The sequence below is a fragment of the Ruegeria sp. AJ12 genome (genome assembly GCF_056536245.1).
In genome coordinates, this window is sequence record NZ_JBQFJJ010000001.1 from 2,429,804 (window position 1) to 2,443,146 (window position 13,343).

Sequence of the window (13,343 nt, forward strand, 5' to 3'; positions counted from 1 at the left end):
TCAAGTGCATCAAAAATAGGACAGGTTCCATCGCGGAACAGACAGACCCGAGGCGTTTTGAATGGACACGACACTTACCGTTGGATTTTTCGGTGCGCTTTTCGCGATCATGAACCCGGTGACCAACCTGCCGGTCTTTCTGAGCGTGACACAAAGCCTGTCGGCTGCAGAGCAACGGAAGATAGCGGTCAAGACGGCCCTGTACTGCCTGATCCTTGGCGGTGCCTTTGCGTCTGTAGGCAGTCAGGTGCTGGGATTGTTCGGGATCACGGTGGACCACCTGCGTGTGGCCGGTGGTCTGGTGGTGATGATGATCGGGTTGAATATGCTCAACGGCAGCGAAAGCAGTTCGCATCATGGAACCGAAGGCGAAAAGCAATCCTATCCGGCGCCGGAAACCGTAGCCTTTTACCCACTGGCGTTTCCGATACTGGTGGGTCCCGGAACGATAACCACGTTGATCCTGTATGCGCATCACGTCAGCAAACCCATCGAAGCCATTTATTTTGCGGGCGTTTTCGTAGGTGTTGTTTTGTTGTTGTTGGTCACGTTCTGGAACGCCGCGTGGTTGGCTGAACGGTTGTCGGACAACGCCCGGGTGATCATGAGCCGGTTCATGGGCATGATCCTGTCGGCCATCGCAATCAGCATGATTGCCGACGGCCTCAAGGCGCTGCTGCCGGGGCTGGCCTGATAGCCCCATCAGGCCGCCTGCCCGGCAGCCTCGGTCTGAACAAACGCGTCGGCGCATTGCTTGGCCAGTGCCCGCACGCGACCGATGTAAGCCTGCCGTTCCGTCACCGAGATCACGCCGCGCGCGTCCAGCAGGTTGAAGATATGGCTGGCCTTGATGCACTGGTCATAGGCGGGATGCGCCATGATGATCCGCTTACCGGTTTTCGGATCGTCGTGGGCCTGCGCCAGAATGGTGGCGCATTCCGTCTCGGCCTCTTCGAACTGACGCAGCAGGACCTCGGTATTGGCGACGTCAAAGTTCCAGCGGGCATATTCCTCTTCGGTCTGTTTGAAAATATCGCCGTAGGTGAGCGGGCTAGGCGACTGCGGGTCGTTGAACGGCATGTCCATGACGTGGTCGACACCAAGGACGTACATGGCCAGACGTTCCAGACCATAGGTCAGTTCGCCGGAGACAGGCGCGCAGTCATGGCCGCCGACCTGTTGGAAATAGGTGAACTGGCTGACTTCCATTCCGTCGCACCAGACCTCCCAGCCCAGGCCCCAGGCACCCAGCGTGGGGCTTTCCCAGTCATCCTCGACAAAACGGATGTCGTGCAGGTCCATGTCGATACCGATGGCCTCCAGGCTGCCCAGATACAGCTCTTGCAGGTCAGGCGGGCTGGGTTTGATCAGCACCTGATACTGGTAATAATGCTGCAGCCGGTTCGGGTTCTCGCCATAGCGCCCATCGGTCGGGCGGCGCGAAGGTTGAACATACGCTGCGGCCCAGGCCTTGGACCCCAATGCCCGCAGTGTGGTCGCCGGGTGAAACGTCCCGGCCCCGACCTCCATGTCATAGGGCTGCAGGATGGCGCAGCCTTTGGACGCCCAATAGGTCTGAAGACGCAGGAGAATCTCCTGAAAAGAACGAGGTGCGCTGGACGGTTCGGTCATGACATTCCCTTTGGGCGCACAGGCGCCGGGTTCCGGTCGGTTCTGCCCTTCCTATGCAAGGGGCCAAGGGGCGTCAACGGGCCAGTGGTGCGATCCTGTAACTGCACGGCCACACCGGAAATTCCCCGTATTCCAAGCATGGCTTTCGCTGTCTGAAATCGCGTACTGTGCGCCCAAGCACCAACACTGCATAAAACGGGCAGAATATGACACGCGTATTTACAGCAATTCTTTTGTTTCTCTTGTTCGGCCTGCACGCCGCGACCGCTCAGCAAGATCAGGGCGTCTGGGTCCAGGTCGAGGCGCAACCCTCGCTGCGGGAAGCGCAGGACCGCGCTCAGGCCTACGCAAACTCACTTCCTGACGTGAACGGGTTCCGGCTGAACAGCGGTTGGTATGCGATTGTCATCGGGCCTTACCTGCGCAGCGACGCCGAGCAGGTTTTGCGGGTTTACCGAACCGAACGGCAGATCCCGGCAGACAGTTTCATCACCTTTTCCAGCGGTCTGGGACAGCAGTTCTGGCCCATCGGCGCGAACATTCTGAACCGGGGCGTCATTGCGCCCCCGGTAGAGCCCCAGCCGCAAGAGGAACAGCCTCTGGCCGAGGTGGCGCCGCAGGCGGCCGATGAGTCCCGCTCTGAAGCCTTGCAGAACGAACGTTTGCTGAGCGCGCAAGAACGCAAGGACCTGCAGACCGCGCTGCAGGCTGCCGGGTTCTACAACTCGACGATCGACGGGGCCTTTGGTCAGGGTACGCGTCGGTCCATGGGCGAGTGGCAACGTTTCAACGGCTATGAGCCAACCGGTGTCCTGACCACCTTGCAGCGTAAGGCTCTGATGGACGAGTATAACGCGCCCCTGATCAGTGTCGGACTGCAGCCCTATATCGACGACAGGGCCGGAATCGCAATGGATATGCCACTGGGTGTTGTCGCGTTTGACCGGTACGAGGCTCCGTTTGTGCACTTCAAAAGCTCCGCCGATCAGGGTGCCCAGGCCTTGCTGATCAGCCAGAAAGGCACCAAAGCGACCCTGCGGGCGCTGTTCGAAGTGATGCAGTCGCTGGAAATCGTGCCGCTGGATGGCCCGCGCGAGCTGCGCGGTGATCGCTTTACCCTTGAAGGACGCGGCAACGGCATCGTCTCATACACACAAGCGGAATTGGCTGGCGAACAGATCAAGGGGTTCACTCTGGTCTGGCCGGAAGGTGATGACGCCCGCCGGGCCCGTGTTCTGGCGGCGATGAAGAACAGCTTTTCCACCACCGATGCCGCGCTCGACGCAACCGCCGGAGCAGATGCCGAGCAGAGGATCGACCTCGTATCCGGCCTACAGGTGCGCAAACCCCGCCTGTCGCGATCCGGCTTTTTTGCCGATGAGAGCGGCGCCGTCCTGACCGTATCCGAAGCCGCAGACAGCTGCACGCGCGTCACTCTGGACGGCGATCAGGAAGTTCAGGTCGCGTGGACCGACGCCGATCTGGGTATCTCGGTCCTGCGCCCCAGCCAAACGCTGGCGCCCATGAGCGTGGCGGCGTTCAGTGCGGAACAGCCCCGGATTCAATCCGAGGTGGCCGTCTCCGGATTCTCGTATCAGGGCGTGCTGGGGGCTCCGACCCTGACCTATGGGCAAATCGCGGATATCCGGGGCCTGGACGGTGAAACCGGCGTAAAACGTCTTGCTCTGAATGCACAGCCCGGCGACGCTGGTGGGCCTGTTTTCGACGACAGCGGCAATGTGGTTGGCATGCTTCTGCCCGCGCCCTCAGATGGCCGCACCCTGCCCGCCTCTGTCAGCCTGTCCGCCACCGTGGATCGCCTGACCGATATCCTGACCAAGGCCGGCGTCACAGGTCAGCCGGGGCAGGAAACAGCGCAGATATCGCCCAATGAGCTGAACCGCCGGGCGAGCGGTATGACCGTTCTTGTGCACTGCTGGGATTGAACCGGGCTTGAACACGGATTGAGCGCCGCACACAGACGCGGCGCTTTTTCTGCAAAGCTGCCTAAAGTATCTCCGGCGTCACGTGGATCAGCGTTGGAACCGGTGCATCAAACGCGGCTTTTACCGCAGCCTGCATCTCTTCCAGAGTCGACGGCGCAGCTGACAAGGCGCCGAACGCCTCTGCCAGTTTGCAGAAATCGGGATTGCGGGCCACCACGGCGTTCGGGGCGATCTGGCTGCGCACCATGCTGTCTTCGATCTCTTTGAGTTTCCCGTTGTCCCAAAGGATGATCGGAAGCGACAGACCCAGTTCAACCGCAACGCCCAATTCCTGCAGCGTGTAGTGGAACCCATAGTCACCGGCAATCACGGCAGTCGGCTTGCCGCGGCGCGCAACCGCGCCCCCGATACCCGCCGGCAGTGCATATCCCAGCGTGCCAAACCCGGTCGGGTGGTGCCAGTGATACGGGAAGGCCATATCCCACACCTCTTTCGCGGCGTAGGCGAACTGCGTCATGTCGGAATAGATCATCGCATCGGCAGGGATGGCAGCGCGCAACGCATCGGCAACCGGCACAATGCCCGGGCGTTCCGCATCCACTTCGGCGCGCCATCGGATACGAGCCTCAGAGACCTCCTCAACCGTCCAACCCGTCGCGGGTCTGGCGTTTTCCGTGGCTGCCCACAGAGCTTTGGCAAAGCTCTCGCCATCAGCCTGCAGTTTCACTGCGGCGCGGTGATGATCCGACAAAACCGCGGGGTCCAGATCGACCCGGACCAGATTGGCAGTATGCCCCAGGTGACTGCGCCAGAGATCAACCTCGGCCAGTTCTGTCCCGACCGCAACCATCAGATCCGCCGAGGCGATCACGTCAGCGCTGCCCGGTCGCGGCAGCATGGACCCAAAATCCAGCTCGTAGCCCAGACCGGCCATGCCCCGCCCTGCATACGTCGTAAAACAGGCGGCCCCCAGTTGGGTCAGGATCTGCCGCCAGGCATTGGACCTGCACCCGCCACCCAGAATAAACAAAGGCCTGCGGGCGATGTTCAGCAGCGACACAACCGGTGCAACGTCCGGCGGCAGGACCTGCGTGCGCAAGGCCGCCTGATTGGGAAACGGTGCCGGGTCCGCGTCGGCCTCCAGTTGCGCAATCGGCACCTGTATGTGCTTAGGGCGCGGGCGCGACAGTTCGAATTCCTCAAAAGCGCGCTCGACGAGACCATAGGCTGCCGCGGCGGTTTCTGCCTGGCAGGACCAGTCCGCCACAGTCTCGGCTGCTGCACGCTGATCCTTCATTTGATGCAACTGCCCGCGAAACGCCTGCGTTTCGTCGAGACAGGAGGACAGAACCAGCATCGGCACCGAGTCGCTGTAGGCCTGGCCCATCGGAGTCATGATATTGCACAGGCCCGGCCCGGTGATCACATAGGCCACCCCCGGTTTGCCCGTTGCCCGTGCATACCCGTCGGCCATAAACCCGGCGCCCTGCTCATGCCGGGCCAGCACATGCGTGATCCCGGCGTCTTCGATGCCCCGGTACATCTCTTGATTGTGCACACCGGGGATGCCGAAAATCACGTCTACACCCCGATCCCTGAGCATGTGCGAGATTTGCGCACCAAGGGGTCTTTTCATCAGCCTCTCCAGAATTGAACGGTAAAGATTGCGTAGACGGCCAGCAGTTCCAGGCGTCCGACAAGCATTCCGATCGACAACAGCCACTTGGCGGTGTCGTTCAACCCGGCAAAGTTGCCGGCCGGGCCAATGTGATCGCCCAGACCCGGACCGACATTGGCCAGCGCGGTGGCCGCACCGGAGACCGAGGTGATGAAATCCAGGCCCGTCAACGCAAGGGCCCAGGACAGAACACCCATAGACAGCACGAAAAACATGAAAAAGCTCATGACCGAGGTCAGAACGTCCCGGCCAACCGGTCGCCCGTCATATTGGGGCATAAAGACCCCATGCGGGGATCGAATGCGCCGAATCTGCGTCTTTATCGACGCAAAGAGCAACTGATACCGGAACACCTTGATCGAACAGGCGGTCGATCCGGCGCAACCGCCAATGAGGCCGATCAGGAAAAACAGCATGACCGGAAAGCTGCCCCAGGTCATGTAGTTCACGCTGGCATATCCGGTCCCTGATATGATCGACGTGATGTTGAACAGCGACTCGCGAAACGCCTGCTCCCAGTGATGCGGGAAAACCGACGTCAGGAAAACCGACATGATTGCGACCAGCACGAGGATTGTCGCCAGAAAGGCCCGGATCTGGCTGTCCTCCCACAACGACGTCGTATGGCCATTGGCCAGCTGCACATAGCGCACAAAGGGCAAAGCTGCGAGAATCATGAAGACCGAAGCGGCGTATTCCACCGGGCCCTGAAAGGTCGCAAAAGACGCGTCGTAGTTGGAAAACCCACCCGTCGCAATCGTCGTCATGGAATGCACGAGCGCATCAAAAAAACTCATTCCCAGGCCCGCGTAGACCAGACAGCAGACCAAGGTCAGGAACACGTAGATCAGGGAAATCTGCCCGGCGATCTCCTGCGCGCGAGGCAGTATTTTCCCCATGGTTTCAAACCCTTCCGAGCGGAAGATCTGCATCCCGCCAACACGCAACTCGGGCAGGAACACCATTGCGACCACGATGATGCCGATGCCGCCCAGCCATTGCAGAATACCGCGCCAGAGCAACAATCCCTGCGGCAGATCGTCCAGACCGGTCAGAACCGTCGAGCCGGTGGTGGTCAGACCCGACATCGCCTCGAAATAGGCATCGACAAATCGCAGTTCGGATTCCCCGAATAAAAAGGGAATCGCCCCAAAAACCGGCAAAGCCACCCAGACACCAGAGGTCAGAAGAAAGGTCTGGCGAATGGTCAGACCCTCACCCACCCCGTTCGCGCAACTCAATGCCAGCACGGTGCCCGTCAAAACCGTCAGGATCGCGCTTTCAAGAAAGACGTGCCACTCGCCCCGGCTTTCGATCATGTCCGCAAGCATAGGCAGCAGCATGGTCGCGCCCAGAATGGCGACCAGCAAGCCAATCACATATCCGACCGGGCGAAGATCCATCATGACGGGCAGCGTTGGCGCGGCGACCCGACCGTGTCAAGCGGATGATCCGGGTTTACTCTTCGGTTTTGACCGTTGTCTCGGGCATCACGGGTGGTTTGGACGGCGCGCGCGTCCGGCGCGGCTGTGGTGCCGGCTTTTCAGCCGCAGGTGTGGATGGCGTTTCCGCTGCCTTGGGTGCCGCTTTTGCAGCCGTTGCAGGAGCTGTTCGCGTGGCCGGCTTTGGTTCGGCTACAACCGGCTTGGGCGCTGGCGTGGTTTTTGCCTTGGCTGCAGCAGGTTTTGATTCAGCAACCTTTGTCGCCTTTGGTTTTGAAGCGGCCGTTCTGGGTGTCACTGGTTTCGCTGCCGGTTTAGGCGCTGCGGGGTCTGCCTTGGCCCTGGTTGCCGCAGCCGGCTTGGCTTCGGGTTTTGCCGGCGTCGGCTTGGCAGCAATGCGTGGCTTTGCGGAAAACTCGGCGACGGGTGTTGCTTTGGACACCGGCGTGGCTGGTTTGGCATTGGTTTTTGCTTTTGCAGGCGCAGCCTTGGCAGCGACAGGCTTTGCCTTTTTGGCGGCAGGCGCAACCCGTTTGGGCGCGGCAGCGCGTTTCGCAACCGGCTTGGCAGCGGCTGGTTTCGCGGGTGCATGGGCAGGGGCTGACGATGTCGCATACAATGCGTTGACCGGGGCCATGGGCAGTTCAATGGCAGACCGGGCCATGATCTGCATGATTTTCATCTGGTTTACCATCGCATAGCCGGCGATGCGGAACGCCGCAGCCTGAAGCTCCAGCGGTTGGGTAATCGGGTTCATTACATGTCTCTCCTGTGAATGCGATGCAGACTGAAATCTGGAGGTGTGTCGCCCTGCCCGCTCCGATTGGTCGAGCGGATGTCAAGGTCTTGCAGTCCAAGGCGTCGCACGTCTCGGCGTCCTTCCAGGGCGGTATACCATCATGGGCGCAGGCGACCGCAGCTGCGCTCTGGGTCACGTTACCGCAAAAAACATCGCGCATGCAGCAATTTTTGCTGCATTGCGGCAAAAAAGCGCTGATTAGACATTTTTGTAACTCAACCGACGTGAAACAGCGTTGTGAACAGGCGCGGATCCAGGCTTGTGGTTTCAAAGGTTGGGCCTTCCGTCAGGATCGACACCGCATCGTGGCTGTGCAGGCTCTCCTGATGGCTGGCGATCACACGAAAATCACCCACATGGTGGTCGGCCAGCAATTCGGCGCAGAACAGGCGGGCAGCATCCTCGACAAAAATCGGGTTGGACGCATTCAACTCGGCAAACGCCTGCTCATCCTCGCGTTTCACCATCACCTGGGTTTCCGTCGGCACCGCACGGCGGCACAGGCCGATCAGATCCTCGAACCACAGGCAATCGGCGTCGCAATCCACAACAACCGATATCCGGGCCACCGAACGCTGCGAATGCGGGGTCGCCAGCTGTCCGCGCATCGAGCGTGCGTGTTCGCTCAGTTCAAGCGAACACGGACATGTCGACGAATACACATAGTCCAGATGCATGATCTTCTGGCGCACACCGTTTTGTTCGACCAGTTCCAGCGCGATGTCGTAATACTGATACCCTTCCAGACCCGAACGCAGGCTTTGCACCTTGTCGGGATAGGAAAAGCGCATCTGGATACGGGCATCGAAACTGTCCAGATCGGCCATATAGTCGCTCAGCGCGGCTTCGATGACTTCAAAGCTGAAGGTGCGTTCTGCGTGCTTGTAGAACGACCGCATGATCCGCGACATGTTGATGCCCTTCTTTTCCGCATCAAGGCTGACCGTGCCCGTCACCGATGTTTCCAGCGTCAGGTCGTCGCCCTCTTTGCGATGAAACCGGATCGGCAGGCGGAAGTTCGAGATACCTACATGCTGGATCTGCTGCTTCGCCCCACGGATCAGACTGGAGGGTCCATTTTGCAGATCGGGCAGTGACGCCCTGTACGCGGCATCTACACTAAATTCTTCAGGGTAGTCGCGAGACAGCGACGGGTAATTCACCGGCGCGAGCCCGGGCACCAGACGCGCAACCGCCGGGTCCAACTGGCTGATCTCGGACGCGGACGCCGATTGCGCCCAATCCCTCAGAGTCTTGAGAGCGGCAGCGGCTTTTTCACGGTCAGGGGTTTCGTCAATGTCGCGCGGGTGAACGTTCATTGGCTGGGGTTCCTTGGTTGGACGTCGACAAATATAAACGACTGCGGATCATATTCCAGTCTAGACCTATACGCGTAACATAGCAGTCCGGATCGAAAACGGCAGAACAAAACCGTCATTTTTCAAGGGAATACGGCCTGCGAGGCGCTACAAGTGGCATTCAATTGCCTAATTTTAGGGTCCGACGGGGTATGTCGTCGCAATCAGAGCAGCGCCAAACGTGTTTGGGGCTGGGCTAAAAGCCCTGTCTAGAAGACGGCGTCAACGCACCACGCCTTCCGGTCACGTCTGTGATGCGTCCAACGCCTGCCGTAGATCAGCAAGGAGATCGCCGGCCTCCTCCAAACCCACCGACAGACGAATCAGACCGGGCGTGATCCCCAGTTCATCTTTTTGATCCTCGCTGAGTCGCTGGTGCGTTGTCGTGGCTGGGTGGGTTGCGATGGATTTGGCGTCACCAAGGTTGTTGGAGATCACGGGAATGGTCAGTGCGTTCAGAAAGGCAAACGCCGCGTCCTTGCCGCCTTTGATATCCAGTGACAGCACCGTACCGCCCTTGCCGCCCAGTTGAGATTGCACCAGCGTGTTCTGCGCATGGGTTTTCAGGCCCGGGTACAGCGTACGCTCCAATGCCGGATGTCCTTCCAGCGCTTCGGCGATGATCTGGGCAGTTTCGGCCTGGGCATTGACGCGCAGCGCCATGGTTTCCAGACCCTTGAGCATGATCCAGGCGCTGAACGGGCTCAATGCGCCACCTGTGTGCTTCATATAGGGTTCAACCGTGCCGCGGATAAACTCCTGCGTTCCGATGATCACGCCCCCCAGCGCGCGCCCCTGCCCGTCGATATGTTTGGTCGCCGAATAAACGACAACATCCGCCCCTTGCTCGATGGCCCGTGAAAACACCGGGGTCGAGAAGACGTTATCCACAATCACAACCGCACCTACGGCATGGGCCAGCCTGGACACGGCGCTGATATCAATCACTTCAAGCGTCGGGTTTGACATGGATTCGAAGAACACCGCCTTGGTATCGGGTCGGATCGCGGCCTCCCACTGGGCCAGATCGGTGCCGTCGACAAATGTCACTTCGACCCCAAAACGGGTCAGAACGGTTTCAAGGATATACAGACAGGACCCGAACAGCGCCTTGGCCGAAACAACGTGATCCCCCGCCTTGAACATCGAGGTCAGAGCGCCGTTGACAGCGGCCATACCCGATGCGGTTGCAAACGCGTCCTCGCCCCCTTCCAGCGCAGCAACGCGCTGTTCGAACATGGAAACGGTAGGGTTGCCGTAGCGGGCATAGATGAACTCATCCGGGCCGCATTCCAGAAACCGCGCCTCGGCCTGTTCGGCACTGTCATAAACGAAGCCCTGCGTCAGAAAGATCGCCTCGCTGACCTCGTTGTATTGGCTGCGGCGGATGCCGCCATGCACGGCTTGGGTGCGCTTGTTCCAGCTCTTGCTCATGTCGATCCTTTCAGCCCCTGATCAAGAGGCAAACAAAAAACCCCAGACGCGGCCAAGCGAAAGGGGTCTTTCATCCTGACCTTTTAGCGGTGGTATTTAGCGTGGCCCGCAATCCGGTAACAAATCGCCACGTGGTTCAGATGTTGCCCTTACGCCGCGCTTGCAAACAGGTCAAGCCCGACAGGTGCATCGTCACGGTTCTGTAACCGTCCGTTCATCGAAGCGTCATAGCGTTATGACAAAGCGGCACCACAACATCTTGTGTGAGGCACAGCCAATGCCAATAATCAGGATCAACGCTCTCGACGGTCGCGCCGAACTGCACCGCAGTCGCCGCCCGGTTCTAAGCGCCTTGCAGCAGGCGCGCGACACCCAGGGCCCGGTCGTTATCATGACCCATGGCTACAAGTACCGCCCAAATGACAACCACGCCTGCCCACACCGCCACATCCTGTCGCTGCAACCGGGGGCAATGCCGTGGTACAGCCCAAGCTGGCCGCAACAACTGGGCTTTGGCGCAGGGTTCGAAGATGAAGGACTGGCCATCGCGTTTGGCTGGGACGCGCGCGGGCCGCTCTGGTCCGCACATCGCCGATCCGTTGCCGCCGGACGGGTCCTCGCCGAAATCATCAACGACCTGCGGCGGTTGACCCCCGACCGGCCGATCCATTTCATCGGGCATTCCATGGGGACCGAATTGGCACTGGAGGCGCTGCACCACATCTCCCCGGGATCGTTGAACCGAATCATCTCGATGACGGGTGCCGCCTATCACACCCGAACGTTGCAGGCCCTGACATCGCCCGCAGGCGAACAAGCCGAGTTCATCAATATCACCAGTCGCGAGAACGACCTGTTTGACTTCATATATGAGTGGCTGATCCAGCCGGCTGAGAAAGGCGACCTCAGCATCGGCAACGGGTTGCAGGCCGCAAATGCCGTGACCCTTCAGATCGACTGCCCCGCGACACTCGATCACCTGTCCAACCTGATTTTTCCGGTGGCCGCGCCGCAGCGCCGGGTGTGTCATTGGTCCAGCTACACCCGCCCCGGCATGCTGCGCGTCTACAACGCGCTGCTGCGCAACCCGGAGGACCTGTGTCTGGCCACCCTTCGCAGGGGGTTGCCCGCACAATCGCCGCGCCGCTGGTCACGGCTTTTTGCGCTGCCCCGTCCGCAACAACTCTTGCCGTTTGCCCAGAAAGCCTCATGATCTGCCCAACCTGAGGAGGCATCATGATCGATCTGTATTTCTGGCCCACACCCAACGGCTGGAAAGCATCCATCGCACTGGAAGAGATGGAGCTGCCTTACACCACGCACCTGATCAATATCGGCAAAGGCGACCAGTTCGACCCCGCGTTTCTCAAGATTTCACCGAACAACCGGATGCCCGCGATTGTCGATCCTGACGGACCGGACGGCGCACCGATCTCGGTCTTTGAGAGCGGCGCGATCCTGATGTATCTGGCCCGCAAGACCGGTCGGTTCTATGGCAAAACCGAGCGGGATCGTGTTGCGGTCGAAGAATGGCTGATGTGGCAGATGGGCGGCGTGGGTCCCATGGCCGGTCAGGCGCATCATTTCCTGAAATACGCGCCCCGAATGGACCCACCGCAGGACCTGCCTTATGCGAAAGACCGCTACCGCGCCGAGGTTGGGCGGCTTTATGGGGTTCTGGATCGGCGGCTGGCCGAGAATGAATACGTTGCGGGTGATTTCTATTCCATCGCCGATATGTCGATTTGGGGCTGGGCCAGCCTGTGGGAAGGTCAGCAACAGGTGTTAGACGATAAACCCCACTTCGTGCGCTGGCTGGACACTGTCAGTGCCCGCCCGGGCGTACGGGCCGGTCGCGCCCTGTACGCCGAACTGCGCGATGATCATCAAAGCAAGCAGGCGCAGGGGGTTTTGTTCAAGCGGTGATATCGGTCAGTAGCCGCTTTGAGCCCGTCACAACCGATGTGGTGAAGTTTACTGAGGTCAGCTTTGTACATTTACCTCGACTTCTGAGACATTCAGATTGCCTGAAGAAACTTGGCGAATAGCTCACCCTGAGAAGATATTCGGAGCTTGGCGTAGATGCTTCTTCGATAGGTTTTGACCGTCGCCACCGACAAGCCAAGGTGTTCCGCAACAGCATTTGAAGAATGGCCCTTGAGTATCAGCGAAACCACCTCGCTTTCTCTGGGTGTCAGTTGGTCACTCAGGAACGTGTCCATGATGTTCTCAACATCCTCTGCACCCATGTCATTCTTTTGGACGTGATCGAAACGCCCCACCACGTCATTCCAACGCTGACAGCCCAGTTGCTGAATAATGGGGTTGATTTCAACAAGGGTTCTGAAATCGGCATTTGTATAGGTTGGATTTGCAATATCCCTCATCAAGGAAATCACCACACCGACACCGGAACTCGGGTAGAGTACAAAACAGGCTTCGTCGGAAAGTTGGGCGTGTTTGTAATATGTCTTGTAGTATTCTGAGTGGCCCATTCTGACCTCAAGCAGATCTCTGATACGATACGGCCCGGGTTCGATGCCGTCCTGGCATGCTTGGTAAAAAGGATCCAGAAGATAGGATCCAAGCACATACTGATCGACCAAAATCTGGCGTTTTGCCTGATCGAAACTGTCGAACAGGCAAACAGGCAAAGTCTTTTTCTGGTAGGCCCAGATCACGCCAAAATCAAATTTGATGACTGTACCAAGCGTTTCATACAGTCTGGTTTCGAATTCCGCGTCCATGAGGCTGGCAATTGTGCGGGATAAAGCGAGATGCCATGGCCGCAACGCCTTGAGTGGACCTGCTCGGACGAGCGGTGGCTCCGTGTTCTCCATGAATACCTCCTTTTTGAGTAGTACTTAAGGTCTAGAGCAACGGTGGTCTATACACCCGGCCCTTTCTTTTGAAGGTTAAAGGAAGGAAGAACTAGTCCTAGAATCAAAATAGAACAACAAAAATACAAAAATAGGGGGCATAGCCCATCGTGTTGCGGGATCAACTGTCGCACATGAGACAAGGCTGTGACGTGCCTCGCAACCAGGAGGTGAA

11 protein-coding genes and 1 riboswitch are annotated in these 13,343 nt (G+C 59.1%); of the genes, 5 read left to right on the forward strand and 6 right to left on the reverse strand.

Translation table 11 applies throughout. The features are described 5' to 3' along the window. Positions 1-61: 61 nt before the first annotated feature. Positions 62-694, forward strand: coding sequence for a MarC family protein (locus ACR3E0_RS12265; protein ID WP_480479101.1), 633 nt, complete (start codon positions 62-64; stop codon positions 692-694). An 8-nt stretch (positions 695-702) separates the two neighbouring features. On the opposite strand, the gene ACR3E0_RS12270 is transcribed toward ACR3E0_RS12265, so the two are convergent. Continuing rightward, positions 703-1,632 carry a glycine--tRNA ligase subunit alpha gene (locus ACR3E0_RS12270; protein WP_480479102.1) on the reverse strand — a complete coding sequence of 310 codons (930 nt, stop codon included), beginning with the start codon at positions 1,630-1,632 and terminating at the stop codon, positions 703-705. A gap of 206 nt (positions 1,633-1,838) precedes the next feature. Here ACR3E0_RS12270 and ACR3E0_RS12275 point away from each other — a divergent pair, with 206 nt between their 5' ends. Then, positions 1,839-3,578, forward strand: a complete 1,740-nt coding sequence (locus ACR3E0_RS12275) for a serine protease (protein ID WP_480479103.1) — start codon at positions 1,839-1,841, stop codon at positions 3,576-3,578. A 61-nt stretch (positions 3,579-3,639) separates the two neighbouring features. Here the strand turns inward: ACR3E0_RS12275 and ACR3E0_RS12280 are convergent, their stop codons facing one another. Both ACR3E0_RS12280 and ACR3E0_RS12285 read right to left on the reverse strand, forming a co-directional pair. Continuing rightward, positions 3,640-5,214: a thiamine pyrophosphate-binding protein gene (locus ACR3E0_RS12280; RefSeq protein WP_480479104.1), complete on the reverse strand. Its 1,575-nt coding sequence runs from the start codon at positions 5,212-5,214 to the stop codon at positions 3,640-3,642. Continuing rightward, positions 5,214-6,662: a TrkH family potassium uptake protein gene (locus ACR3E0_RS12285; protein WP_480479105.1), complete on the reverse strand. Its 1,449-nt coding sequence runs from the start codon at positions 6,660-6,662 to the stop codon at positions 5,214-5,216. The genes ACR3E0_RS12280 and ACR3E0_RS12285 overlap by 1 nt, the downstream gene beginning before the upstream one ends. Before the next feature lie 41 nt (positions 6,663-6,703). Here ACR3E0_RS12285 and ACR3E0_RS12290 point away from each other — a divergent pair, with 41 nt between their 5' ends. Then, entirely contained in the window at positions 6,704-7,399 is a 696-nt protein-coding gene (locus tag ACR3E0_RS12290; RefSeq protein ID WP_480479106.1) for a hypothetical protein, read from the forward strand. Between the two features lie 313 nt (positions 7,400-7,712). On the opposite strand, the gene folE2 is transcribed toward ACR3E0_RS12290, so the two are convergent. After that, the gene (gene folE2, locus ACR3E0_RS12295; protein ID WP_480479107.1) at positions 7,713-8,816 is read right to left on the reverse strand and encodes a GTP cyclohydrolase FolE2; all 1,104 of its coding nucleotides are present in this window, start codon (positions 8,814-8,816) and stop codon (positions 7,713-7,715) included. 282 nt (positions 8,817-9,098) lie between these two features. After that, positions 9,099-10,289, reverse strand: coding sequence for an O-succinylhomoserine sulfhydrylase (metZ, locus tag ACR3E0_RS12300; protein ID WP_480479108.1), 1,191 nt, complete (start codon positions 10,287-10,289; stop codon positions 9,099-9,101). Between the two features lie 63 nt (positions 10,290-10,352). Beyond that, positions 10,353-10,430, reverse strand: a riboswitch (SAM riboswitch). Between the two features lie 136 nt (positions 10,431-10,566). On the opposite strand from metZ, the gene ACR3E0_RS12305 reads away from it, so the two are divergent. Continuing rightward, positions 10,567-11,502 carry an alpha/beta fold hydrolase gene (locus ACR3E0_RS12305; protein ID WP_480479109.1) on the forward strand — a complete coding sequence of 312 codons (936 nt, stop codon included), beginning with the start codon at positions 10,567-10,569 and terminating at the stop codon, positions 11,500-11,502. 23 nt (positions 11,503-11,525) lie between these two features. Beyond that, positions 11,526-12,215, forward strand: a complete 690-nt coding sequence (locus ACR3E0_RS12310) for a glutathione S-transferase N-terminal domain-containing protein (protein WP_480479110.1) — start codon at positions 11,526-11,528, stop codon at positions 12,213-12,215. 92 nt (positions 12,216-12,307) lie between these two features. Here ACR3E0_RS12310 and ACR3E0_RS12315 read toward each other — a convergent pair whose 3' ends face one another. Then, on the reverse strand, positions 12,308-13,129 hold the full coding sequence (locus tag ACR3E0_RS12315) for a helix-turn-helix transcriptional regulator (protein WP_480479111.1): 822 nt from the start codon (positions 13,127-13,129) through the stop codon (positions 12,308-12,310). Positions 13,130-13,343 lie beyond the last annotated feature (214 nt).